General features: G+C 60.4%; 23 protein-coding genes. 10 read left to right on the top strand and 13 right to left on the bottom strand.

Annotated elements, in window-relative coordinates; genetic code table 11:
* Positions 1-34: 34 nt before the first annotated feature.
* On the bottom strand, positions 35-1093 hold the full coding sequence (locus EPZ47_RS29365; RefSeq protein ID WP_135847840.1) for a PA0069 family radical SAM protein: 1059 nt from the start codon (positions 1091-1093) through the stop codon (positions 35-37).
* Between the two features lie 194 nt (positions 1094-1287).
* On the opposite strand from EPZ47_RS29365, the gene EPZ47_RS29360 reads away from it, so the two are divergent.
* Positions 1288-1968 carry a phosphatase domain-containing protein gene (locus EPZ47_RS29360; protein WP_135847839.1) on the top strand — a complete coding sequence of 227 codons (681 nt, stop codon included), beginning with the start codon at positions 1288-1290 and terminating at the stop codon, positions 1966-1968.
* On the opposite strand, the gene EPZ47_RS29355 is transcribed toward EPZ47_RS29360, so the two are convergent.
* From EPZ47_RS29355 to prlC, 3 genes are all read right to left on the bottom strand, one after another.
* Positions 1922-3961, bottom strand: coding sequence for a M3 family metallopeptidase (locus tag EPZ47_RS29355; protein WP_135847838.1), 2040 nt, complete (start codon positions 3959-3961; stop codon positions 1922-1924). The genes EPZ47_RS29360 and EPZ47_RS29355 overlap by 47 nt on opposite strands.
* 115 nt (positions 3962-4076) lie before the next feature.
* Positions 4077-4355 (bottom strand): YheV family putative zinc ribbon protein, encoded by a 279-nt coding sequence (locus EPZ47_RS29350; protein WP_135847837.1) that lies wholly within the window; start codon positions 4353-4355, stop codon positions 4077-4079.
* Complete coding sequence (prlC, locus tag EPZ47_RS29345) at positions 4352-6430, bottom strand: oligopeptidase A (RefSeq protein WP_178084289.1); 2079 nt, start codon at positions 6428-6430, stop codon at positions 4352-4354. Before prlC ends, EPZ47_RS29350 begins: the two co-directional genes overlap by 4 nt.
* A 72-nt stretch (positions 6431-6502) precedes the next feature.
* On the opposite strand from prlC, the gene EPZ47_RS29340 reads away from it, so the two are divergent.
* Both EPZ47_RS29340 and EPZ47_RS29335 read left to right on the top strand, forming a co-directional pair.
* Positions 6503-7048, top strand: a complete 546-nt coding sequence (locus EPZ47_RS29340) for a gamma carbonic anhydrase family protein (protein ID WP_135847835.1) — start codon at positions 6503-6505, stop codon at positions 7046-7048.
* Between the two features lie 28 nt (positions 7049-7076).
* On the top strand, positions 7077-7727 hold the full coding sequence (locus EPZ47_RS29335) for an HAD family hydrolase (protein ID WP_135847834.1): 651 nt from the start codon (positions 7077-7079) through the stop codon (positions 7725-7727).
* Between the two features lie 92 nt (positions 7728-7819).
* On the opposite strand, the gene EPZ47_RS29330 is transcribed toward EPZ47_RS29335, so the two are convergent.
* Positions 7820-8911, bottom strand: coding sequence for an aminopeptidase (locus EPZ47_RS29330; RefSeq protein ID WP_135847833.1), 1092 nt, complete (start codon positions 8909-8911; stop codon positions 7820-7822).
* A gap of 59 nt (positions 8912-8970) precedes the next feature.
* Here EPZ47_RS29330 and EPZ47_RS29325 point away from each other — a divergent pair, with 59 nt between their 5' ends.
* Complete coding sequence (locus tag EPZ47_RS29325; RefSeq protein WP_135847832.1) at positions 8971-9384, top strand: PA0061/PA0062 family lipoprotein; 414 nt, start codon at positions 8971-8973, stop codon at positions 9382-9384.
* A 40-nt stretch (positions 9385-9424) separates the two neighbouring features.
* The gene (locus EPZ47_RS29320) at positions 9425-9850 is read left to right on the top strand and encodes a PA0061/PA0062 family lipoprotein (protein WP_135847831.1); all 426 of its coding nucleotides are present in this window, start codon (positions 9425-9427) and stop codon (positions 9848-9850) included.
* A 6-nt stretch (positions 9851-9856) separates the two neighbouring features.
* Here the strand turns inward: EPZ47_RS29320 and EPZ47_RS29315 are convergent, their stop codons facing one another.
* A complete protein-coding gene (locus EPZ47_RS29315; protein WP_135847830.1) occupies positions 9857-10090 on the bottom strand; it encodes a DUF1161 domain-containing protein in 234 nt (77 codons plus the stop codon).
* A 128-nt stretch (positions 10091-10218) separates the two neighbouring features.
* On the bottom strand, positions 10219-10650 hold the full coding sequence (locus tag EPZ47_RS29310; RefSeq protein ID WP_135847829.1) for an OsmC family protein: 432 nt from the start codon (positions 10648-10650) through the stop codon (positions 10219-10221).
* 236 nt (positions 10651-10886) lie between these two features.
* On the opposite strand from EPZ47_RS29310, the gene EPZ47_RS29305 reads away from it, so the two are divergent.
* On the top strand, positions 10887-11888 hold the full coding sequence (locus EPZ47_RS29305; protein ID WP_135847828.1) for an LLM class flavin-dependent oxidoreductase: 1002 nt from the start codon (positions 10887-10889) through the stop codon (positions 11886-11888).
* 53 nt (positions 11889-11941) lie between these two features.
* Here the strand turns inward: EPZ47_RS29305 and EPZ47_RS29300 are convergent, their stop codons facing one another.
* Complete coding sequence (locus EPZ47_RS29300) at positions 11942-12166, bottom strand: DUF1161 domain-containing protein (protein WP_135847827.1); 225 nt, start codon at positions 12164-12166, stop codon at positions 11942-11944.
* Between the two features lie 115 nt (positions 12167-12281).
* On the bottom strand, positions 12282-12497 hold the full coding sequence (locus EPZ47_RS29295) for a dodecin (RefSeq protein ID WP_003196424.1): 216 nt from the start codon (positions 12495-12497) through the stop codon (positions 12282-12284).
* A gap of 155 nt (positions 12498-12652) precedes the next feature.
* On the opposite strand from EPZ47_RS29295, the gene EPZ47_RS29290 reads away from it, so the two are divergent.
* Positions 12653-12979, top strand: a complete 327-nt coding sequence (locus tag EPZ47_RS29290) for an ElaB/YgaM/YqjD family protein (protein WP_003196426.1) — start codon at positions 12653-12655, stop codon at positions 12977-12979.
* Here EPZ47_RS29290 and EPZ47_RS29285 read toward each other — a convergent pair.
* Positions 12976-13869: a LysR family transcriptional regulator gene (locus EPZ47_RS29285; protein WP_135847826.1), complete on the bottom strand. Its 894-nt coding sequence runs from the start codon at positions 13867-13869 to the stop codon at positions 12976-12978. The genes EPZ47_RS29290 and EPZ47_RS29285 overlap by 4 nt on opposite strands.
* Positions 13870-13982: 113 nt before the next feature.
* On the opposite strand from EPZ47_RS29285, the gene trpB reads away from it, so the two are divergent.
* Entirely contained in the window at positions 13983-15215 is a 1233-nt protein-coding gene (trpB, locus tag EPZ47_RS29280; RefSeq protein WP_135847825.1) for a tryptophan synthase subunit beta, read from the top strand.
* Complete coding sequence (trpA, locus tag EPZ47_RS29275) at positions 15215-16027, top strand: tryptophan synthase subunit alpha (RefSeq protein ID WP_135847824.1); 813 nt, start codon at positions 15215-15217, stop codon at positions 16025-16027. The genes trpB and trpA overlap by 1 nt, the downstream gene beginning before the upstream one ends.
* 74 nt (positions 16028-16101) lie before the next feature.
* On the opposite strand, the gene EPZ47_RS29270 is transcribed toward trpA, so the two are convergent.
* Positions 16102-16464 (bottom strand): DUF6124 family protein, encoded by a 363-nt coding sequence (locus EPZ47_RS29270; protein WP_135847823.1) that lies wholly within the window; start codon positions 16462-16464, stop codon positions 16102-16104.
* Between the two features lie 647 nt (positions 16465-17111).
* Here EPZ47_RS29270 and EPZ47_RS29265 point away from each other — a divergent pair.
* Positions 17112-17828 (top strand): class I SAM-dependent methyltransferase, encoded by a 717-nt coding sequence (locus EPZ47_RS29265; protein ID WP_135847822.1) that lies wholly within the window; start codon positions 17112-17114, stop codon positions 17826-17828.
* A 448-nt stretch (positions 17829-18276) separates the two neighbouring features.
* On the opposite strand, the gene EPZ47_RS29260 is transcribed toward EPZ47_RS29265, so the two are convergent.
* Together EPZ47_RS29260 and EPZ47_RS29255 are read right to left on the bottom strand one after the other, a co-directional pair.
* The gene (locus EPZ47_RS29260) at positions 18277-18747 is read right to left on the bottom strand and encodes a hypothetical protein (RefSeq protein WP_135847821.1); all 471 of its coding nucleotides are present in this window, start codon (positions 18745-18747) and stop codon (positions 18277-18279) included.
* Positions 18748-23157, bottom strand: a complete 4410-nt coding sequence (locus EPZ47_RS29255; RefSeq protein WP_238346697.1) for an RHS repeat-associated core domain-containing protein — start codon at positions 23155-23157, stop codon at positions 18748-18750.
* Positions 23158-23258 lie beyond the last annotated feature (101 nt).

The following is a 23258-nucleotide window of genomic DNA, read 5'->3' as shown; positions in this document are numbered from 1 at the left end:
ACATGTCCGGCACGTGTTTCAAGTTCAACTTTAATCAAATCAACGACATCTGCCGACCTGGCGGACAAAAGGCTTCGCAATCGAGATTGTAGCCTTCGCGGCGATCAAGCCCCAGACGCTTGATCGCTTTGGTGAAGCGCTGGGCCAGCAGGTCGGCGAAGGGGCCTTCGCCGCGCATTCGGGTACCGAACTGGCTATCGTACAGTTCGCCGCCACGGCTCTGGCGGACCAGGCTCAACACATGGGCGGCGCGTTGCGGGTAGTGCGCCTGCAACCACTCTTCGAACAGCGGCGCCACTTCCAGCGGCAGGCGCAACATGATGTAGGCGGCACTCTGTGCGCCGGCGGCGTGGGCCTCGGCGAGCAGGTTCTCGATCTCGCTGTCGTTGATCATCGGGATCATCGGTGAGCACAGCACGCCCACAGGAATACCCGCCTCGCGCATGACCTTGATCGCCCGCAACCGTGCCTTGGGCGCCGCTGCGCGGGGTTCGAGAATGCGCTTGAGTTCATCGTCCAGGGTGGTGAGGCTGATCATTACTGCCACCAGGCGCTGTTGCGCCAGTTCGGTCAGCAGGTCCAGGTCGCGCAGGATCAGCGAGCCCTTGGTCACGATGGTCACCGGGTGACGGTAACGCAGCAGCACCTCCAGGATCCTGCGGGTAATGCGCTGTTCGCGCTCGATGGGCTGGTAAGGGTCGGTGTTGGAGCCCAGGTTGATCGGCGCGCATTGATAGCCGCGCTTGGACAGCTGTTGCTCCAGTACATCGGCGGCGTTGGTCTTGGCGATCAGCTTCGTTTCGAAATCCAGCCCGGGCGACATGTCCCAGTAAGCATGGCTGGGCCGTGCATAGCAGTAGATGCAGCCGTGCTCACAGCCTCGGTAGGGGTTGATGGAGCGGTCGAAAGGAATATCCGGCGAGGTGTTGCGGGTGATGATGGTCTTGGCCATTTCGATGCGCACTTCGGTGCCTTGGGTCGGCGGGACTTCCTGGTACCAACCGTCATCTTCGGCCACCGAGCGGCTCGGGGCGAAGCGGTTGTGCGGGTTGGTGGCGGTGCCACGGCCACGGGGCGCAAGGGGGGTGGGCATGGGAATACTCCGATTGCTGTATGTGCATACAGTATTCGCTGCATTCGATTAAGACCAGTGCCATTCAGCAGTCCGGCCTGGCCCTGGAATAACCCCTGGCGTCTCGTTCACACCGCTTTGACGTTCTCCTCACAGGCTTTTAACCGGAGCGAGGCGAAACTGCACGCTTCGAATGTTTCGTTTCCGGTCCGCACATGCCCAAGCGTTCTTTGCGTTCACTGCTCTGCCTGACCTTACTCTTCCTGTTTGCCGGGTCTGCGGCCCAGGCGGCTGACTTCAAGGAGGCGAGACCGGCTGATTGGGCCCAGCCGGTGGAAAAGCACTACAACCTGTATCAGATGTCGCCGACCCTTTATCGCAGCTCCTTGCCCGACGGCGGTGCCTTGCCCCTGCTGACGAAACTCAAGATCGGCACGGTCATCACGTTTCTGCCTGACTCGGATGCGAGCTGGTTATCCACACCCGGCATCAAGCAGGTGCAATTGCCTTATCGCACCAATCATGTCGACGACAGCGACATACTCAAGGCCTTGCGCGCTGTCCAGGTTGCCGAAACCAATGGCCCGGTGCTGATGCACTGCAAGCACGGCTCGGACCGCACCGGGCTGGTGGCGGCCATGTATCGGGTGGTGGTGCAGGGCTGGAGCAAAGAAGACGCCTTGAACGAAATGACTGAAGGTGGCTTCGGTGACAGCTATCACTTCAAGGATGGGGTTCGCTACATGATGCAGGCCGATGTTGAAAAACTCCGTACGGCATTGGCCAACGGCGATTGCAGCACCAGCGTCTTTGCGCTTTGCTCCTTGAAAAGCTGGGTCAACTCGACCGCTACGGCCCATCACCTTGACCCCCGGCTTGCCCTTCCCGAGCAATGATCGGTGGCGTGCCTGAAAAGGCTGCGATGGATTCGGACAGCGGTCGCGAATCGCCCGGCGCGAATAGCGTTTCGCGTAGCCTGCGACCGATTTGTGCGTTGAACAGCCCCTCGCGCTTGAATCTCTGGAACACGGCCATCGCCAACTCTTTCGACCAGGCATAGGCGTAAATTTTGGCCGCATAGCCGGTCACCATGTAGTCCAGGCCATTGGGCCAGCGTTCGTTGGCGAACACGGGCAGATGCCCTGTTTGCGCATTGACCTGATCGAACACCTGCTGGACGGTGCGCCCATCGCCATGGGTGCGGTGCAACTCCATATCCAACAGCGCGTTGCGCAACAGCAGGGCGGTTTCCCAACTGGCCTGGGTATTGGCGAAGGTCAGTAATTGATCGGCGACCTTATCAGGCATCGCCGCACCGGTTTGGTAGTGCTTTGCCACGCGAACCAGGCATTGCTTGGAGAAGCACCATTGTTCGAACAACATGCCCGCAAACTCGGAGGTATCGCGGGATAGATCGGTGATGCCGGACACGTCGCGGTACTCAGCCCGGGTCAGCACATGGTGCAGGCAATGGCCGAACTCATGAAAAAGAATGCGCAACTGCAAGTGGTCGAGCACGGTCGGTTCGGCGCCTGAGCCGCGTGGCAGCCAGCCATGCAGGATCGCGATGGGGTGTCGGGGGCGACCCTCGGCGGTGATGCGTCGGTTTCGCAGGGTAGTGGTATTGGGATAGCCGTTGCGGTTCGCATCGTCGAATGGGTCGAAATAGAGATAACCAATGACTTGTCCCCACTCGTGAACTTCAAAAAGACGCACCTCGGGATGCCAGGTAGCAACATCCTGACGCTCGATGAAGTCCACCCCGAACAGCGCCTTTGCGATCAGCAGCAACTGTGAAAAAGTCGATTCCAGGGGAAACCAGGCACTGAGCGCATGCCGAGAGATTCCCGCCGTCTGTTGACGGAGCTTTTCCGTCAGGTACGGATAATCCCAAGGCTGGAGCTCGCCGAAACCATTCTGGTTGGCAAATGCCTTGAGCTGTTCAGTGTCCCTGGTAAAAGCGCTTTGGTGCAGGGCGAGTTGCCCTTGCAAGAATGTCGTGACCTGTTCGGCAGACTCGGCTTGCTCTGGCTCGATCGCCATCTGAGCGAAATTCGCGTAGCCGAGCGACGTTGCGTAGCGGTGACGGTCCTCCAGCAATTGCCTGAGTACCTCGCCGTTGTCGAACTGGCCGGCCTGGGGCCCCTGGTCCGATGCGCGCGTGCTGTAGGCCACGTACAGTGCCTGGCGCAAAAGGCGATTGTCGGCGTAGCCCATGACAATGCCAAATGACTCGTCGCTGAGGGTCAGCAGCCATCCCGTGCGCCCGGCCTTACGCGCCTGGCGGGCCATCTGCTGTTTGAAAGCCGAGGGCAGGCCACTCAATTGGGCCTCATCGTCGAAGGTTTTGCTCCAGGCGTTATTGGCTTTGTGCAGGTTCTCCAGGAACAACTGCTGAGCCCCTTGGATACGGCGCTTCAAGGCGTTCAGGTCGGCCCGCGACGTGAGTGCCTGGTCGTTTTGGCGAAATTGTCGAAGGATTTTTTCCAGGACGCGTTTACGCGCCGGTTCGAAATGCCGGGCGATCTGGCTGTCTGCCAGGCGCTGATAAAGCTGGAACAGTTCCGGATGCTGTCTCAGCGACCGCTGGAAGTCATGCAGCCGCTCAGTGCAGTCCAGTGAAGCCTGGGTCCACTCGTCTCCCGTCCTGGCCGAGGTCAGAAGATCCAGCAGTGAGTCGAAACCTTCCAGCCGCGTATGGATTTCATCCATGGCCAGCACCAGATCGTCCCAGGTGGGAAACGGTGTCTGGGTCTTGATGATATCGGCCACCTGAACGCGGCTCTCTGCAAGGATCCGGTCGAGGGCCGGTGAGAAATGCCTGGCTTGGATCTGGGCGAAAGGGGGCAGGTCATAGGCCTGCAACAGCGGGTTGTCAGCGTTGGGCATGGAAGCCTTCCTGTCAGTGGACTTGATGGACAAGTCTGGGCAGGACGGCTGCAAGCCAGGCGGTATATATGTATCGCTTCCGGGCCGGGTGGCCCGGAAGGTGATGCCGGATAATTCAGTCGGTTTTTTTCTTCAACTTGGGGTTGGGGAAAAACTGCACTGCCTGAACCTTGGCGTCCGGCACTTTAGGCGCCGACGTATTGACCCGGGTGCCCAACTCCTTGGGCACCGACAGGCCTTGTTCGTTGAGGGTGTCGGAATAACCGCAGGCCACACACTCACGGTGGGGCACGCCGTCTTCGTTCCACATCATCAACTTGTCCGGCTCACTGCACGCCGGGCAAACCGCCCCGGCGATGAAGCGTCGTTTGGTAATCACAGGCCCCTCGTTCATGCTGCGGCGTCCTCGGTCAGGCCGCTGTGGCGCAAGAGTGCGTCAATTGACGGCTCACGACCACGGAAGTCGACGAACAGCACCATCGGCTCCTGGGAGCCGCCACGGGCCAGGATCGCCTCACGGAAGGCGCGGCCGGTTTCGGCGTTGAGCACACCGTCCTCTTCGAACTTGGAAAACGCATCAGCCGACAGCACTTCCGCCCATTTGTAGCTGTAGTAGCCCGCCGCATAACCGCCGGCAAAGATGTGGGCGAAGCTGTTGGGGAAGCGGTTATAGGCCGGCGGGCGCATGACCGAGACTTCATCGCGCACGCCTTCAAGCACTTGCAGCACGCTGCGGCCGTCGCCGTGGGTGGCGTGCAGCTCGAAGTCGAACAGCGAGAACTCCAGTTGGCGGACCATCATCAGGCCGGACTGGAAGTTTTTCGCCGCGAGCATTTTTTCCAGCAGGTCCTGGGGCAGTGGTTCACCGGTTTCGTAGTGACCGGAAATCAGTGCCAGGCCTTCAGGCTCCCAGCACCAGTTCTCCATGAACTGGCTCGGCAGTTCCACGGCATCCCAGGCCACGCCGTTGATGCCGGACACGCCAGCGTGTTCGACGCGGGTCAGCAGGTGGTGCAGGCCATGGCCGAACTCGTGGAACAGCGTGGTGACTTCGTCGTGGGTCAGCAGCGCCGGTTTGCCGCTGTCAGCCGGGGTGAAGTTGCACACCAGGTTGGCGACCGGGCTTTGCAGCACGCCATCGAAGGTGCGCCGACGGTCACGGGCGCCGTCCATCCAGGCGCCGCCACGCTTGTTGGCGCGGGCGTAGAGGTCGAAGAAGAAGCGGCCGACGTGCTGCCCGTTTTCCTTGATTTCGAACAGGCGCACGTCCGGATGCCAAGTGTCGAAACCTTTCAGTTCGGCGATTTCGATACCGTAGAGGCGTTGCACGATGGCGAACAGACCGCCCAGCACCTTATCGATCGGGAAGTACGCGCGCAGGGCTTCCTGGGCCACGCTGTAACGCTGCTGGCGCAGCTTTTCACCGTAGAAACCGCTGTCCCAGCTCTGCAGGTCGGGGCAGCCCTGTTCGGCGGCGAACGCCTTCAACTGTTCCAGATCCAGGGCGGCAAATGGTTTGCTGCGCTTGGCCAGGTCGCGCAGGAAGCTGAGCACCTGATCGCTGGACTCAGCCATTTTGGTCGCCAGGCTCAGTTCCGCGAAATTGGCGAAGCCCAGCAATTGGGCCAGTTCCTGGCGCAGGTCGAGGATCTCTTCCATTACCGGGGTGTTATCGTTCTGGCCGGCATTCGGGCCCTGGTCCGACGCGCGGGTGCAGTACGCGGCGTAGACTTCCTCACGCAGGGCGCGGTCTTCGGCGTAGGTCATCACCGCGTAGTAGCTGGGGAATTCCAGGTTGATCAGCCAACCGTCCAGCTCTTTGGCCTGGGCGGCCGCAGCCATTTGCGCCTTGGCCGAATCGGTCAGGCCGGCGAGGGTGGTTTCGTCGGTGACGTGCTTGGTCCAGGCCTGGGTCGCGTCCAGCAGTTGGTTGGAGAAACGGCTGCCCAGCTCGGACAGTTTGCTCTGCACCTCGGCGTAGCGCTTCTGCTGCTCGGGCGGCAGGTCGATGCCCGACAGGCGGAAGTCCCGCAGGGAATGCTCGAGGATGGTTTTTTGCGCGACGTCGAAACCGGCGGCTTCAGGGCTGCTCGCCAGGGCTTCGAACGCCTGGAACAGCTCGCGGTTCTGGCCCAGCTCCGTGGAGTAAGCACTCAGCGCCGGCAGGCAGGCCTCGTAGGCTTCGCGCAGTTCGGGGCTGTTGCGCACGGCGTTCAAATGGCTCACCGGGCTCCAGGCGGCGCCCAGGCGATCATTGAGCTCGTCCATCGCCAGCACCAGGCCGGCCCAGGTAGGCTGCTGGCCTTGGGTCTTGAGGATTTCAGCGATGGCGGCACGGTTGTCAGCCAGGATCTGCTCGATGGCCGGTTGCACGTGCTCGGCACGGATCGTCGAGAATGGCGGCAGGTCGTAGGACTGCAAAAGAGGGTTGTTCACGCTCACGGTTGACACCTTGGCTGGAAGAAACATGGGCCCATCTTAATTACAATCGACGTTCACCGCAGCTAGCAGCGCCTATCACCGGATAAGAGAGAGCCTATCGTGACCCTTCGCACGTACCAGAATCACCGCCCACGGCTTGCCCGCGGGGCTTTTGTCGACAGCACCGCAGTGGTGATCGGCGACGTCGAAATCGGCGAAGACAGCTCCGTCTGGCCGCTGACGGTCATTCGCGGCGACATGCACCGCATCCGCATCGGTGCCCGCACCAGCGTCCAGGATGGTTGCGTGCTGCACATCACCCACGCCGGCCCGTTCAATCCCGATGGCTTTCCGCTGTTGATCGGCGACGACGTGACCATCGCCCACAAAGTCATGCTCCATGGCTGCTCCGTAGGCAGTCGGATCCTGATCGGCATGGGTAGCATCGTCATGGACGGCGCGGTCGTCGAGGACGACGTGATCATCGGCGCCGGTAGCCTCGTACCGCCGGGCAAGCGCCTGGAAAGCGGCTTCTTGTACGTGGGCAGCCCGGTGAAACAGGCCCGGCCACTGACCGACAAGGAACGCGCCTTTTTCACCTACAGCGCGGCGAACTACGTGAAGCTCAAGGACCTGCATTTGGCCGAAGGTTACGACCAGGTCTGAACCGTCCCGCCATGGCCCAGGAATTTTCATGCATTACCCAACCGTACTCTTTGACCTCGACGGCACCCTCACCGACCCCCGCGAGGGCATCACCCGCTCGATCCAGTTCGCCTTGAGCCAACTGGGTATCGACGAACCCGACCTGACCCGCCTCGAACACTTCATCGGCCCGCCGCTGTTGCAGGCTTTTATGCAGTTCTACGACTTCGATGAAGCGAAAGCCTGGGAAGCGGTGGGTTTCTATCGCGAACGCTTCAAAGTCACCGGGTTGTACGAAAACCGGGTGTTTGACGGCGTGGTGCCCCTGCTGGAAACCTTGGGCGAGCAGGGCCGGCAACTGTACATCGCCACCTCCAAACCCTGGGTCTTCGCCCGGGAAATCGCCCGCCACTTCGACTTTGCCCGGCACTTCAAAGTGATTTATGGCAGTGAGCTGGATGGTACGCGCACCGACAAAGTCGAGTTGATTGCTCATCTGATGGCTGAAGAAGGCCTCGACCCGGCAAATACCTTGATGATTGGCGACCGCAAGCATGACCTGATCGGCGCTCGTAGCAATGGGCTGGATGCGGCGGCGGTGGGGTATGGGTTTGGCAGTTATGAGGAGTTGAATGCGGAGGGGCCGGTTTATCACTTTGAAACGCTGGATGAGTTGCATCGGGCGTTTTTGCGGGGTTAGTCATATTGCTATCGCGGGCAAGCCTTGCTCCCACAAGGGGGTATGTCACTGAGGTCTATCGTGGGAGCGAGCCTGCTCGCGATGAGGCCGGTTCAGTCAACAGACGTCTTCGATTCTGCCAGCGCCTTCAATGCCGCTTTGCGTTCATCAGCAGGCAACTTGCCGAGCTTTTCCACAGCGGCATAAAACGCAGTCCAGTCCCTGCGCTCTTGCTGGAACAGCGCCGCAAACGCCGGCACCCATTGGTCATACAACCCAAACGGCAATAACCGCGCATTGTTCAGCGGCGCGTAGACCCAGGCGTCGTAGCGCTTGTTGCCTGCCCACTGGGTGTCGCGCAGTTGCTGGTAGTCGGTGCGCAGGCGCTGGAATTCTTGGGCCTTGCGCTGGCGCATTTGTTCGGCCGGCAGGGCTTGGGTGTAGAGCTTTTCCAGGCGCTGGCGAGTGTCGAGGACCAGTTGGATGAACTGGTCGCGCTGGCGCATCTGGTTACCGGTATCCGGGGCTAAGCCGCGACTGGCGCGCCACTGGCGGGTGCCTTCCTGTTCGACGAAGGTGGCGAAGGATTCGTTGAATTCGGTGTCGTCCTTTACATAGAAGCGCTGGTGCGCCAGTTCGTGAAAGATCAGTGTCGCCAGGCGTTCGTCGCCCCAGTGCATCATTGAGCTCAGGATCGGGTCGTTGAACCAGCCCAGCGTTGAGTAAGCCTCTACGCCGCCAATCGCCACATCCATGCCACGCAAGCGCTGCAGGGCAGCCTCGCCACGGGCGGCACCCTGGGTGTAGTAGCCGCGATAGGCCACGCAACCGGCGATGGGGAAGCAGTGATTTTGCGGGGCCAGGGAAAATTCTGGCGTGGCGAAGACATTCCAGACTACGAACGGGCGGCCAATGTCCGCATACAGGCGGTAGCTTTTGTTGTCCGGCAGGTGCAGGTGCGCACTGGCGAATGTTCGGGCTTCGCGGGCCTGGGCCAGATGAGCGCGCAATTTTGGATCGCGGGCGGGGTCGGCAATCACTTGGTCGATTGGCTCGCGGGCCTGCAACAGTCGCAGTTGCCCGCTGGCGAGCTGGCTGTAGTAACCGACGCTTGCACAACCGTTGAGTAACAAAAGCAGGAGGCCTGGAAACAAAATCCGGAAAACACGGTCGAGTAACCGATGGCTTGAATGCGGCCTGATCAATTGGAATCACCCTGGGAAAGTCTGCCCACAAGACTATCTCGCCTGCCTGGAGCTTCGCTATGCGCGTGTTGATGCTGACGAGTGGCTTGTTGCTGCTGACCGGTTGTGCCGGTTTGCCTGACCCTGATCCATCCCAAGCGTGGATCGACCTGGGAAGTCATCAGGACACCGCGCTGCAGGCGCTGGAAGTCGACGACAAGACGTCCATCGACCGACGTTATTTCGAAGTGCAGCCCGGCAGTCATGAGCTGACGGTGCGCTATCAATTTGCCGTCGAGCCCGGCAACATCGGCCCCGATGCCGAGCCGCTGTGGCGTGATTGCCGGTTGAACGTGAAATTCAAGGATTTCAACGCTGGCCAGCGGTACCAGTTGCAGGCCGGCAACATTGGTTTCCGGCCGTGGGCCAAGCTTTATGACCAACAGCGCAAAGTGGTAGGTCAAGGGACGCCGGCCGGCTGCCAGCAAAGCTGATCGGCGCTATGCTCAAGCACCTGACGTAAGGAAATTCATCATGCGCCTCTACATGCTATTGCTGGTTTTCGTCTCCATGAGCGGGTGTGCAACCAGCTCGCCGCCCCAGGTTGATCCGAACATGGCCTGGGTCGATTTCGCGACGCCCATGCCAGGGGGCAAGATGCTGATGGCTGAAAGCCTCGATGGCCAGCGACTGCGGGACGGACGGTTTTTTCAGGTTTCGCCGGGCAGTCATGAGCTGAAGGTGCGCTTCGACTTTGAAGTCCTTGGCGGTGGTGGGCTGGGCATGCAAGCCGAGCCGCAAGAGCGGCTGTGCTACATGATCGTGCGTTACGACCATTTCGAAGCCGGCCAGCGTTATCGCCTGGAGGGTCGCAACCTGGCGTTCACCCCGAGCGCACGGCTCTATAACGCCAAGCGGGAAATTGTTGCTGAAGAACGGCAAATCAACTGCATTCCGTAGCGCTTTTCAGCGGTCGTTCTTTTGATAGATGATTTTTTTCGTGCCGTTTTCGCAACTGCCCACGACCATATTCTCGTCGTGCACTTCGTCGTTAGTGACAATTTCCAGCGTGTAGGACGTCACGCCTTGGGCCTGGATCTTGGCTTCGATCTCAGCCTTGAGTTCGTCGCAGGGTTTAGGGGCCGCGAGAGCTGATGTGGCTACTGCGTACCCGATGATCGCCAGGGCAAATCGTTTCATGCTCGAATTCCTCATTACAGCGCGTACTGCCTGTACGCTGAAACTGCAGGGCTGCATTCGACCACAATTGTCTGTGGGTAAACAGATCACAACCTTCAGCCGAAGCTGAGGCTGTGATCGTTGTCGCATCAGCTCACCAGCGTGGCATCCAGGGTGATCTTCGCGTTCAGCACCTTGGAAACCGGGCAACCTTCCTTGGCCTTGGTGCTCAGTTCTTCGAATTGCGCTTGGCTGGCACCGGGGATCTTGGCCTTGAGAATCAGTTTTACGGCGGTAATCGCAAAGCCGCCGTCGACCTGGTCCAGGGTGACTTCGGCGTTGGTGTCGATACTGTCAGCCTTGAGCCCGGCATCGCCGAGGATCATCGAAAATGCCATGGAGAAGCAGCCCGCATGGGCCGCGCCGATCAGTTCTTCAGGGTTGGTGCCCTTGCCGCCTTCGAAGCGCGCCTTGAAGCCATAGGGGGCTTCGCGCAACACGCCGGTTTCCGTGGAGATGGAGCCGATGCCGGTTTTCAGGTCACCTTCCCAATGAGCCGATGCTTTCTTGATGATAGCCATGTCTGCCTCCTCAATATCCGGCGCGGGGTTCGCGCCTGGTGTTTTTCGTTGTCAGGGTTGTGAGGATAGACCGCCCGATAAAGTTCATCCTGTCGATTAGCCGACCGATTTAGTAGGAAATTTCGCTGCTGCTATTGAAACTCGGGTATATGCCCACATTGCATGGAACACACCTATAGAAACGGCAGGCTTTTGCCCCAAGGAAAAGCCCGGAACGCCGTTGGAGATCCCGGCCCATGAAACAGCTGTCCGAAGTGAAGTTCTCAACCCTCGACCTTGTGCCTGTTCGCGCCGACGGCAATGCCGCCCAATCCTTGCGCAACTCGCTGGACCTGGCGCAGCACGTGGAAAAATTCGGCTACACCCGCTTCTGGGTGGCCGAGCACCACAACATGGATGGCATCGCCAGCTCCGCCACCGCAGTGCTGCTGGGCTATCTGGCGGGGGGCACTTCGACGATTCGCGTCGGTTCCGGCGGCGTGATGCTGCCCAACCATGCACCGTTGATCATCGCTGAACAGTTCGGCACGCTGGAAAGCCTTTACCCGGGGCGAATCGATCTGGGCCTTGGGCGCGCGCCTGGCTCCGACCAGATGACCGCCCGGGCGCTGCGTCGCGAGCGCTCTGGCAGTGCGGACGACTTCCCCGAAGACGTGGCTGAGCTGATGCGTTATCTCGGCCCGCGTACCCCGGACCAACGCATCATCGCCATGCCCGGCACGGGGACCAATGTGCCGGTATGGCTGCTGGGTTCGAGCCTGTTCAGCGCGCAACTGGCCGGCGAGCGCGGTTTGCCCTACGCCTTCGCCTCGCATTTCGCCCCGCGCTATATGCACGAGGCGATCCGCATCTACCGCAACCACTTCAAGCCGTCGGCGGTGCTCGACAAGCCTTACGTGATGCTCGGTGTACCTTTGGTCGCGGCGGACACGGACGAACAGGCCGATTACCTGGCGACCTCGGTGTATCAGCGGATCCTGGCACTGATGCGCGGCCAGAGCCTGGTGCAGCGCCCGCCGGTGGAGACCATGAATGGACTCTGGTTGCCCCATGAGAAAGAGGCGGTTGGCGATTTCCTTGGCCTGGCCATGGTCGGTGGGCCGCAGAAAATCAGGGCCAAGCTCGAAGTGCTGATCGAGCAAACCCAAGCCGATGAATTGATCTTCACCAGCGATCTGTATGAGCACGCTGATCGCTTGCGCTCGTATGAGTTGCTGGCGCAGGTCATGAAAGGCTGATCCCGCGCATAAAAAAGCCGACGCATTGCGTCGGCTTTGACGTACGCACAGGATCAGCCGCGTTTGTAGACGATCTCTTTCGCGCCGCCCTCACAGCTGCCGACGACTTTTCCGTCAGTTGCTGCGCCTTTATCGACGATTTCCAGCGAGTAACCTGACACGCCCTTGGCATCGAGCTTTGCGGCGATTTCGCTTTTCAGCTCCTCGCAGGGCTTGCCGGCCGCAAATGCACCACCCGCAAGGCTCAGCAAACCCAGGGCCACCATCAACTTGTTCATCGCTCGCACTCCTTGGTCGGATCAATAGGGCAGGTATCGGACAGGCTGATGCGCTTGCCGGATAGCGCATCGCCATTCCCTATGGCACTCCGCCAGCGTGCAAGTTCACTGCTCCTCAGCTATTAACAATCCGGAACCCGACTTTGAGGGTCACCTGGAAGTGCGCGGCCCGGCCGTTTTCGATGTGCCCGCGGGTTTCCGTGACTTCGAACCATTCCAGGTGCTTGAGGCTTTTGCTGGCCTCGGCCAGGGCATTGTTGATGGCGTCTTCAATACTGGTGGGCGACGAGCCGACCAGCTCGACTTTTTTGTACGTGTGATGGTCACTCATGACGTTCTCCTTGGTTGTCTTAAACAGCCTAGCAGCGATTTTTCGCCTTACGTGTGGCGCCGTTTGCGCTTTGAAGTTCAGATTTACTGCACTTTCAGAAACGACCGCAGTCCCAATTCACACACGCCACTCAACCACTGCAGGAGAGAGCCACCATGGCCAGCAATTCGTTACGTAAAGCCTCGTTGCAAAGCATGGAAGCGGAGATCGAGAGTCTGCTCAAGTCGTTGGAGAGCCTGAAGGACGACGCTTCGGACGAGTCGCGCAAGACCCTCAAGTCGCTCAAGGCAAACGCTGAAAACGCGCTGAAACATTCTCGCCATCTGCTCAGCGATGCGTATGAAGAGGTCAAGGTGAAAACCCGTGAAACCGGGATCGCCACTCGTGACTACGCTCAGGAACACCCATGGACCACGGCCGGTGTCGCGGTCGGGGCGCTGGGTTTGTTGGCCGCTTATTTGTTGTGCAAACGCGGCGACTAGGCCGGTTGGCTCAGCTCATGCCTGAGCCATTGCGCCAATTGCCGGGCGCGACCGTCCGCAGCGCGCTTGGGTAGCCACAACGCCAGTCGCGCCGGGGTTTCGTCGAAACCCCACGGCGCGACCAGGCGACCGGCGCGCAGGTCCTCGGCCACCAGCGGCTCGGGGGCGATGGCCACGCCCAGCCCGGCAACAGCAGCCTCCAGCAAATAATACAAATGCTCGAAACCTTGCCCGAATTTCAATGCCTGGGGTTCAAGGGCGTTTTGTCGTGCCCAGGTTGGCCAGGCTTGGGGGCGAGACGTGGTATGCAACAACGGCTCGCCCAGCAGCGCACTGACCGGTGCGGCTTGCAGGCGGGCGAAACCGGCGTAACGCGGGCTCATCACCGGGCCGATCCGCTCGCTGACCAGTTCATACACTTGCATGTCGGCGGGCCAGGGCGGTTCGGCGAACACCAGCAGGGCGTCCAGCCCTGGCCGCCTGGGGTCCAGGTCGCCTTCGCCGGCGGACAGGTGCAAGCGCAAGTCTGGCAAGTCGGCATTGAGCCTCCCCAGGCGGGGTATAAACCAGCGCGCCAGCAGGCTTCCCGAACAACCGAGTACGAACGGGGCATCCGCTGTGCTTCGGGTCAGTTCCGCGCAAACACTGCGTAGGCGTTCGAACGCGTCAGCGCTGGCATCGCGCAGGCGCAAGCCCGCATCTGTGAGTTTAAGGCCGCGTCCATCCTTGACGAACAGGCTGACACCCAAGTGCTCTTCCAGCACCTTGAGTTGTCGACTGACGGCGCCGTGGGTGACGTGCAGCTGTTCGGCCGCCTGGCTTACGCTGTTCAGGCGGGCGGTGGCCTCGAAAGCGCGCAGGGCGTTGAGCGGGGGAAGGTCGTGGCTCATGAGATCTGTGAGTTTTCCTGACAGGTTGTGGCGATCTTATCGGTTTTCAGCGCGGGATGTGAGGGGTAGAGTGACCCTCATTGTCTTTCTATGCATTTGCCTGGAGCGCCCCGATGACCCAGCCTACGACCCCTTTCAATCTGCGCAGTGGTCCTGACGCCAACGGCCTGTTCGGCGCGTTCGGTGGCCGCTATGTGGCCGAAACCCTCATGCCGCTGATCCTCGATCTGGCCCGCGAATACGAAGTTGCGAAGGAAGATCCGGCGTTCCTCGAGGAATTGGCCTACTTCCAGCGCGACTACGTCGGACGTCCGAGCCCGCTCTACTTCGCCGAGCGCCTCACTGAATACTGCGGCGGCGCCAAGATCTATCTCAAGCGCGAAGAGCTGAACCACACCGGCGCGCACAAGATCAACAACTGCATCGGCCAGATCCTGCTGGCGCGGCGCATGGGTAAAAAACGCATCATCGCCGAGACCGGCGCCGGCATGCACGGTGTGGCCACCGCCACCGTCGCTGCACGTTTCGGTCTGGATTGCGTGATCTACATGGGCACCACCGACATTGAGCGCCAGCAGGCCAACGTGTTCCGCATGAAGCTGCTGGGCGCCGAAGTGATCCCGGTGGTCGCCGGCACCGGCACCCTGAAGGATGCGATGAACGAGGCCCTGCGTGACTGGGTCACCAACGTCGACAGCACGTTCTACCTGATCGGCACCGTGGCGGGGCCGCACCCTTACCCGGCCATGGTTCGCGACTTCCAGGCGGTGATCGGCAAGGAAACCCGCGAGCAACTGCAAGCCCAGGAAGGTCGCCTGCCGGATAGCCTGGTGGCCTGCATCGGCGGTGGCTCCAACGCCATGGGCCTGTTCCATCCGTTCCTGGATGACAAGAGCGTCGAAATCATCGGTGTCGAAGCCGCAGGTTATGGCATCGAGACCGGCAAGCATGCGGCGAGCCTGAACGGCGGCGTGCCGGGGGTATTGCACGGCAACCGCACCTTCCTGTTGCAGGACGAGGACGGCCAGATCATCGACGCCCATTCGATTTCCGCCGGCCTCGACTACCCGGGTATCGGCCCGGAACACGCCTGGTTGCACGACATTGGCCGCGTCCAATACACCTCGGTCACCGACGCCGAAGCCCTGGAAGCCTTTCACAAATGCTGCCGCCTGGAAGGGATCATTCCCGCCCTGGAAAGCGCCCATGCCTTGGCTGAAGTGTTCAAACGCGCGCCGAACCTGCCCAAAGATCACTTGATGGTGGTCAACCTGTCCGGCCGTGGCGACAAAGACATGCAAACCGTGATGCACCATATGGAACAGTCCCAGCAGGAGAAACACTGATGAGCCGCCTGCAAACCCGTTTTGCCGAACTCAAGGAACAGAACCGCGCCGCCCTGGTGACTTTCGTCACGGCCGGCGACCCGGACTACGACACCTCGCTGGCGATCCTCAAGGGCCTGCCGGCGGCCGGTGCCGACGTGATCGAATTGGGCATGCCGTTCACCGATCCGATGGCCGATGGCCCAGCGATCCAGCTGGCAAACATCCGCGCCTTGGGCGCCCAGCAGAACCTGGCGAAAACCCTGAAGATGGTGCGTGAGTTCCGTGAGGGCAATACCGAGACGCCGCTGGTGCTGATGGGGTACTTCAACCCGATCCATCGCTACGGCGTGCAGCGTTTCATTGGCGAGGCCCTGGACTCTGGCGTGGATGGCCTGATCGTCGTGGACATGCCGCCTGAGCACAACAGCGAACTGTGCGAACCGGCCCAGGCTGCTGGCCTGGACTTCATCCGCCTGACTACGCCAACCACCGATGACGTGCGTTTGCCGACCGTGCTCAACGGCAGTTCCGGTTTCGTGTACTACGTCTCGGTAGCGGGTGTGACCGGCGCTGGCGCCGCGACGCTGGAGCATGTGGAAGAAGCCGTGGCGCGTCTGCGTCGCCACACCGATTTGCCGATCAGCATCGGCTTCGGCATCCGTACGCCAGAGCAGGCCGCCGCCATTGCACGGTTGGCCGACGGGGTGGTGGTCGGCTCGGCGCTGATCGACCATATCGCCAACGCGCAGACGTCGGAGCAAGCGATTGATGGGGTGTTGAGCTTGTGTGCCGCCCTGGCTGATGGTGTGCGCAAGGCACGTGTCAGCTGATCTGAATTTGGCTTACGCAAAGGGGTTCAGGACTTGGTTCTGAACCCCTTTTTTGGCTGCGTACAACTCCTCCGCTATCGCAGATCGACGTTATCCAGCGCGCGGTTCGCCAGCAACGAACTCAGTTCGATTAGCTGCTGAATGCCGAGGGCAACGTGACGTCGTGAGCCTTCCAGCTCGAAGGCCAGGTCGTTGACCATCGCATCGGCTGAAGCCAGGGCCAGGGTTTCAGTGAGGTTGGCCAAGAGGCTTTCGTTGTCGATGTCTTTTATGACGGTGAATATCTGGCCGGGTTGGGTCGTGTCTTCAGGCTTTGTCTTTGGCGACAGGTAGAAATCCAGGGCGCGATTTGCGGCTTCGTCGAGCTTTTGGGTTTTGGATTTGGTGCGCGGGGGAACTTGGTCCGCCTCTGGCGGATTCGGGGTAGGTTTGAACATGTGCTGATTACTCCATGGTTAAGCCGCAACCTCTTCCCTACTAAAAGAAGGGTGGCGGCTGTACGCAGGTTAGTAGACCGGGGAGATCAGCATTGCCGGCGCGCCGAAGCGCCCTGCGCACAGCCACCATCAAGGGCAAGGTAAGAACCTGCCTGGATGGAGAGCTCATGCATCCTACTGACACAACCCCGGGCTACTAAACCCGACCACTGATGGGCAGTGGCAGGAAGACGATAGAACCCATGGGCAAGGCGCACAAGCGGGCGGATTCTGGCGTAGTTGTAGGCAACGGCGCAAGGATGTGTGGGTTGGGGGAAGGGTGGCGGTGGGGGAATAAACAGAGCTTTGTTTTGTCCTGGGATTCGGGGCTAGAGGGTTTGTTTTTGCTGGGTGGGGCGGCGTTGTAAGCGGCTGATGTGGTTTTTTCTGTAGGAATGATTGGGGCTGCTGCGCAGCCCAGCGGGGATAAATCCCCTCGCCACAGGGGAAGGCCGGCTATCGAGATCGACGTATAACCAGCCCAAGCATAGTGAGCAACGTTTGAGTTTTAGTCCCGCATTCCTTGTGGGAATGCAGCACATAAAATTAATGAATTTTTCTTATCGCGAGGGGTGGCGTAGCTTGATTTAAGGACATGGAGAACCGCCTTGAAATCATCCCCGCTCCCCTCAGCTGAGAAATTCGATACATCACGGGCCAATGAGTACGGACGGCAGAGCCGTATCGCCCTGGCCGGCTATGACGCCTGTCAGGATTTGGCGGCGTGCATGCTGGCGGCGAGCTTCGGCCCTGCAAGCTCGGCAAAAATACTGGTGGTGGGTGCCGGTGGTACAGCGCAGGAGATTATTGCGATGGCGTCGCTGGAGCCAGGTTGGCGCTTCACCGCTGTTGATCCCTCCGAGCCGATGCTGGAGGCGGCGAAGCAGCAGCTGGAGGCGAACCATTTACTCGAACGCACCAGCCTGCACCTTGGGCGTGTCGAGGATTTGGCAGCCGATGAGTCATACGACGCCGCGACCTTGATCGGTGTGTTCCATCATCTCGATGGCGATGATGCCAAGCGGCAGATCTTTCAAGCCATTCGGGCTCATCTCAAACCGGGCGCGCCGCTGATCGTCGCGGGGAATCAATACGCTTACGCCAGCCAACCGTTGTTGCTGGCGGCTTGGGGCCAACGTTGGCGGCAGCATGGCGCAAGCCCGGATGAAGTGAAGGTCAAACTGGGGAAAATTCTCCAAGGCGCTGACCCTCCGCATTCCGAGGCGGCGGTTCAACAATTGTTGCATGAGGCCGGGTTCGGCGATGCCACCCGCTTCTTCAGCAGCCTGTTCTGGAGTGCTTGGTTGACGTGTAAAACGGGCTGAGGTGGCAGCGCTATGCACTGACAAACCCGACGCAAGGCGTGCTTTGGTCGCTTCGCCACAAGGGATTTGCGCCATGGACCATTTTTTCGTCTTTTCAGGGTGCAGGACCTGTTAGTTCTTACAGGTGATTCCGGAGAACAGCGGTATCACATACATAAACGTCAAGGGGCAGGGCCATGAGTGCAATGTGCCCATTTGCGTTTTTGTTCAAAAACCCCCGTCATGTCCCACGGAGGCGTATGCATTTCAAGATTTTCATCTCTCTTTTCCCCGTTCTGGCGCTTGTCGGAGGGTGCAGTGCTTCCAGGCCGGAGTCGGGCACGATGCTCAAGACTTGGTCGCATTACGGGGTAGATAATCGTTGTTGTATTTGGCCTTGTGCTTGTTGTGGTGTACAGGTTGTGCTTCTTTCTAGGTGGCATTCAGACGGATAGTTTGATGGTTTGTGTTATTGAGGTTTATGAAGCCAGGAAGAAAAGTCCGAAACGTAGATTTCATCCAGTATTAGCGTCGGTGGTATGTTTTCGAGGCTGTCAGCTATCTCGTCATAAGGTGCTGGCAGGACATAGCAGAGGCCGAAATCTTCATTGAGGATTATGACGCCATTAAATATGCGCTGGCGTTCGGTCAGCTTTTTTATCTGATCAAAAGGCATACCTGCGGAAAGTGTGTTTTGGTAAAGCCCTTTATATCGCGCGTTGCAACCTATTGAGAAAATTGTTCCGTCAGGTAGGGTCGAGAGGGTCAGCGTACTATCGATGATGTACGCTGTTCTTGTTTCACCGTCAGGTAGCGTGTAGTTTTTTATCTCGACTTTATGATGTTCATAGAGTTCGTTCATGTAGGTCGAGATGTTGTCGTGCAATAAAATGTTCGCAATTGAATGTTTGGATTTTATGTCGGCTGCAAAATCAATCATTTAAATTCCACCATTCATTAACGTGCCGTTTACGTAAACCGGGGAGTCTTTTATAAGGTCATAGTTTTTAAAGTTACCATGTCCAATCCTGCCAAATACAACATCTTCACCGGATTTATTGACTTTATAAACCTTCCAGTAATCATTTCCATGGATGTTGGGCTGGGTAGGGCTGCCGCCTGGATGATAGTCAAGCTTGTAGGTGGCTCCGGATTTTGTACTGCGCACATACTGGACGTGCTGAATCGCATCCGGTCTTCCGGCTTGTGGGTAGGTTTTGGTCCATCCTCGCGATGTCAGGTAACCATCGACGTCAGCAGGTTTTTTCCCAGTTAGTTTTCCAGTCCATCGTTTGGTTATCGTATTTTTTCTGGCAAAGCCTTTGGCTGAGGTACAGCTTAGTCCTAGTGGGTCGGCATACCCTGCGGGATTCGGCGCATAAGCGTAGAAATTAATTCCCCCCGCCAACCCAATCGGATCCGGCGTGGTAAACCGGCCCACATCCGGGTCATAAAACCTGAATGTATTGAAATGCAGCCCCGTTTCCCGGTCCAGGTACTGCCCCTGGAACCGCAGGTTCTGTTCCTCGATGTAATACGGCTCGCGCACCTCTTCCAGGGTGTTGCCCCACACCCGATACGTGGCTTGCCAAACGTTGTGGCCGTCGGCTTCGGTGAGTTGTTCCGGCAGGCCGTTGAGGTCGTTGTGGTAGTAGCGGATTTTTTGCAGCGGGCCGCTGCCGTCGACGCGGGCCAGGGGGGCGTAGCTGTCGTCTTCGTAGAGGTACAGGCTGGTTTGCTGGTGACGGTGTTCCTGCAACAGGCGCAGGCCGTCCCAGGTGAAGTGGGTTTCGCCCAGCGGGTAGCCGTGGCTGTCGTGTTCGGTTTTTCCGATACGCCGGCCCAGCGGGTCGTAGGCCATTTTGACCACGCTGCCGTTGTCATTGCGCACTTCAATCAAGCGGCTTTCGGCGTCGTAGGCGAAGCGTTGCAGGCCGCGAGCGGTGCTGCGTTTTTCGATCATCCGGCCGAAGGCGTCGTAGCGGTAGCGCTTGTCCTGGTAGGTCAGGAGTTTGTTGTGCAGCACCAGCCCGGCGCCGGGTTGTGGGCCGTCCAGCAGGTTGGCGGCGGCGTCGTAGGCGAAGGTTTCGCGTTGGCCGTGCAGGCTGTCCTGGCTGGCGAGGATGCGGCCGGTGGTGTCGTAGTGCAGCAACTGGCGGTGTTGTGCGGCGGGTTGCTGGTCGAGTTTGCCGATGAGGTTATCGGCGGGGTCGTACTCGAAGTGTTTTTGCACCGCCGCCGGCAGCAACGAAGGTTGGCTGCTGTGGCGGCGTTGCCGTGCGCGCAGGCGACCGCTGCGGTCGTATTCGCTGCGGGTGCTGACCTGGCCTTGGGTGCGCAGCACTTCGCGGTGCAGGCGGTCGCGTTCAAAGTCGCTGATGACCTGGCCGTCGAGGTTGATCTGGTGCAGGTGGCCGCTGCCGTAGTACAGGCGATTGACCCAGCGACCATCGGGCAGTTGGGTCTGGATCCGGTTGCCGAGTTCGTCATAGTGGTGTTGCAGGCTGCCGGTGGCGCTGTGCTCGGCGAGTAATTGGCCGCTGGCATCGTAGGCGAAGCCCAGGGTTTGCGCGTTGCCCTGCAGGTCGGTGGAGGTGACGGCGGTGAGCTGGTCCAGCGGGTCGTAGGTGTATTCGGTGCGACCATCGTCAGTGGTTTTGGTGATCAGCCGGCCCACGGCGTCGCGTTCCAGGCGGTGGACGATGGGCGTTGGGGGCGTTTCGGGGATGACGGCCAGGCCTGTACCGTGCGGCGCTGGCATCGCCGTCACCGCCGTGACATTGTCGAGCCGGTCGTAGGTGTAGCGCTTGGCGCTGCCGTTCAGGTCTTGCTGTTCGGTCAAGCGATCCCCAGCATCCCAGGCAAACCGATAACTCTCGCCATTCTCATTGACCAGCGCTTGCAGCCGCCCGTAGCTGTCGTATGCAAATTGCACTTGGCGGCCCTGGGCGTCAGTGCGTTGGCGCACCTGGCCGCGGCGGTTGTGTTGGTAGTGTGTGGTGTGCCCGGCCGGGTCGGTGTAGCCGGTCAACTGGCCGGCGATGTCGCGCTGGTACTGTTCGGTGCGGCCATCCGGCAACCGGCTGCTGAGCAGGCGCCCTTGGGCGTCGTAGCTGAAGTGGGTGCGCTCGCCGAGGGCGTCGGTGATGGTTTGCAGGTAGCCCCGCGGGTCGTAGCTGAAGCGCGTCGGGTAACCCGAACAATCCACATGCTCCACCAGTTGCCCGAACGGGTTCCAGCGCAGTTTTTTGCTCTTGCCGGTGGCGTCGATGATTTCCACCACCTGGCCGTGGGCGTCGTAGCGGTAGCGGGTGACGTGGCCCAGTGGATCGGTTTCGGCGATGCAGTTGCCGCGTTGATCGTAGCGGTATTTCCAGCCGTTGCCGGCGGCGTCGATGTCCACCAGCGGCAGGGCCCAGTGTTCGAGCCAGACGGTGGACTCGCTGCGGCCCAACGGGTCGGTTTCGCTGATCAGGTTGCCGGCTTCGTCGTAGCTGAATTGGTACTGGCCGCCTTGTGGATCGGTGGCGCTGAGCATCTGGCGCTCGTCGTTCCACTCGAACAGCCAGGTCTGGCCGAGGTTGTCGGTGAACCGGGTGATCTGGTGCTGGTTGTTCCACTGCCGGGTGCTGACGCGCTGCAAGCTGTCGCTGATGCGGGTGGTGCCGGTCTTGAGGTCGTAGTCGAACTGATAGGCATCGCCCTCGTCGGTCCAGTGCCGGACCACGCGCCATTCCTGATCTTCGATCAACGCCCATTCGTAGAAACAACGCAGGCCGCTGGGCAACTGGTGCTCCACCATTCGCCGCCCGGCGTCGTAGCTGAAGCGCCGTTGCACTTGGCCGCTGGCGTCGCGCACTTCGCTCAGGTTGTTCGCGGCATCGTAGGCGTAGCTGACGAGTACCTCGCGGCATTGGTCGGGGTAGAGGCGTTCTATCCGGGTGACACGTTCGTGTTCGCGGATCAGCTCGACCTGCACCAGATCGAAGGTGTCGCGCAGTCGCACCAGACGTCCGTTGTCGTCGTAGTCGAGGTAGACGCGGTTGTCGTTGCGGTCGCCGAGTTGGTTCAAGCGCAATAGCGATGGGTTGGCCGGGGCGGGTTCGAACAAGCGATACAGGCCATCGTCGCTTTCAATCAGCAACTGCCCATTGACATGGCGCCGTACGGCGAGGCCTTCGCCAGCACTGAACACCGCACCGCCCAACGGGATGAAGCCCATGTCGATCGGGCGGCCCTGCTCGTCGGTGTAAACCAGGGTTTCGCCGCCGTCCAGATGGGGGTGGATTTCGACTTGCACCTCGTAGGCCACGCTCCACCCGGCGCCGAACACGCTGTCGCGGCGCTCGTCGCGGCTGTTGTACACGCGTTGCCAGTCGAGCGGCAGGATGCCCGGCAACACGAAATCCAATTCTTCATCGCCGCCCAGCACCTTGGCGCCGGTGGCGGCATGCACCGGGTTCGACGAGCCCATGGCGGCGTTGGCGGCCGCGTTCGCCGCGCTGCTGGCGGCCATGGACACCGCGCCGCCCACCAGCATGCACGGCAGTTTGCTGAAGAATTTGCCCTTGCCGCCCTTGAGCATCAACAGCGCCGTGACCGCCAACCCGACGCCCGGGGTCTTGCCGCTGCGGATCTCGCGCACCACCACCGAACCGCCGCCAATGGTCACGTCAGGGGAAATCAAACCGGCCGACACCACCGTCGCATCGCAGGTGCTGCGATCGCCGCTGCGCACGGCGGGTTGGCCGTTGATGGTGACCTTGTCCGAACCTTCGGCCATGAACTGCGGCGGCATGGGCGGGTGCTTGGTGCAGATGACCAGGTCTTCCGGCTTTGGCACCGCGCCGGGCGCGGGCATGGCGACGGTGGGGCGCCACATCTGCGAGAAGAAGTTCCCGGCCATGTCCAGGTAGCTGGGCTCGGCTTCTGGCTCAGGGGCCTCAAGCTCGGTGCCGGCTGGCGCGACATGGGATTCAATCGCCCCGGCGGCGCGGGCTGCGGGGATGTTGTTGGTGAGGGTGTTGGTGGAGCCGGTGAGGATGTTTGCCTGCACCGTGGGCGGAAAGAGCGCGTTGCCGATGCCCTCGCATATATTGCTCAGCCCTTTGTCGGCCCCGGTCTTGCTCATGGCCAGGCCGACGATGGTGCCGACCACCAGGCCGAGGACGAAGCAACCCAGGCCACCGGTGACCACGGTGATGCCGGTGGCCGCGACCACGGCAGCGGTTGCCAGGGCGGTGATCGCGATGTTCGCCGCCACCTCCAGCACGCCGCCGAGGATGTCGGCCATCATTGAGGTGTGGTTCAGTGCATCGCCGAGGCGGGCCGCCCAGAGCGCGTCAGACATGGCAGGGGCTCATGCTGGAGGAGCGTTTAAGCGATGGGATACCTTGCATTCGCACCGAGGTCCTTGTTGGTTACGGCATGCTCATTAGCGCCATTCTCAGG

The sequence above is a fragment of the Pseudomonas viciae genome (assembly GCF_004786035.1).
GTDB classification, from domain to species: domain Bacteria; phylum Pseudomonadota; class Gammaproteobacteria; order Pseudomonadales; family Pseudomonadaceae; genus Aquipseudomonas; species Aquipseudomonas viciae.
This window is presented reverse-complemented; position numbering and strand designations above follow the sequence as displayed.

Coding starts and splice junctions, on each gene's coding strand:
- EPZ47_RS29365 (WP_135847840.1), bottom strand. CDS start 1,093: ATGCCCACCCCCCTTGCGCCCCGTGGCCGTGGCACCGCCACCAACCCG.
- EPZ47_RS29360 (WP_135847839.1), top strand. CDS start 1,288: ATGCCCAAGCGTTCTTTGCGTTCACTGCTCTGCCTGACCTTACTCTTC.
- EPZ47_RS29355 (WP_135847838.1), bottom strand. CDS start 3,961: ATGCCCAACGCTGACAACCCGCTGTTGCAGGCCTATGACCTGCCCCCT.
- EPZ47_RS29350 (WP_135847837.1), bottom strand. CDS start 4,355: ATGAACGAGGGGCCTGTGATTACCAAACGACGCTTCATCGCCGGGGCG.
- prlC (WP_178084289.1), bottom strand. CDS start 6,430: ATGTTTCTTCCAGCCAAGGTGTCAACCGTGAGCGTGAACAACCCTCTT.
- EPZ47_RS29335 (WP_135847834.1), top strand. CDS start 7,077: ATGCATTACCCAACCGTACTCTTTGACCTCGACGGCACCCTCACCGAC.
- EPZ47_RS29325 (WP_135847832.1), top strand. CDS start 8,971: ATGCGCGTGTTGATGCTGACGAGTGGCTTGTTGCTGCTGACCGGTTGT.
- EPZ47_RS29320 (WP_135847831.1), top strand. CDS start 9,425: ATGCGCCTCTACATGCTATTGCTGGTTTTCGTCTCCATGAGCGGGTGT.
- EPZ47_RS29315 (WP_135847830.1), bottom strand. CDS start 10,090: ATGAAACGATTTGCCCTGGCGATCATCGGGTACGCAGTAGCCACATCA.
- EPZ47_RS29310 (WP_135847829.1), bottom strand. CDS start 10,650: ATGGCTATCATCAAGAAAGCATCGGCTCATTGGGAAGGTGACCTGAAA.
- EPZ47_RS29305 (WP_135847828.1), top strand. CDS start 10,887: ATGAAACAGCTGTCCGAAGTGAAGTTCTCAACCCTCGACCTTGTGCCT.
- EPZ47_RS29300 (WP_135847827.1), bottom strand. CDS start 12,166: ATGAACAAGTTGATGGTGGCCCTGGGTTTGCTGAGCCTTGCGGGTGGT.
- EPZ47_RS29295 (WP_003196424.1), bottom strand. CDS start 12,497: ATGAGTGACCATCACACGTACAAAAAAGTCGAGCTGGTCGGCTCGTCG.
- EPZ47_RS29290 (WP_003196426.1), top strand. CDS start 12,653: ATGGCCAGCAATTCGTTACGTAAAGCCTCGTTGCAAAGCATGGAAGCG.
- EPZ47_RS29285 (WP_135847826.1), bottom strand. CDS start 13,869: ATGAGCCACGACCTTCCCCCGCTCAACGCCCTGCGCGCTTTCGAGGCC.
- trpB (WP_135847825.1), top strand. CDS start 13,983: ATGACCCAGCCTACGACCCCTTTCAATCTGCGCAGTGGTCCTGACGCC.
- trpA (WP_135847824.1), top strand. CDS start 15,215: ATGAGCCGCCTGCAAACCCGTTTTGCCGAACTCAAGGAACAGAACCGC.
- EPZ47_RS29270 (WP_135847823.1), bottom strand. CDS start 16,464: ATGTTCAAACCTACCCCGAATCCGCCAGAGGCGGACCAAGTTCCCCCG.
- EPZ47_RS29260 (WP_135847821.1), bottom strand. CDS start 18,747: ATGATTGATTTTGCAGCCGACATAAAATCCAAACATTCAATTGCGAAC.
- EPZ47_RS29255 (WP_238346697.1), bottom strand. CDS start 23,157: ATGTCTGACGCGCTCTGGGCGGCCCGCCTCGGCGATGCACTGAACCAC.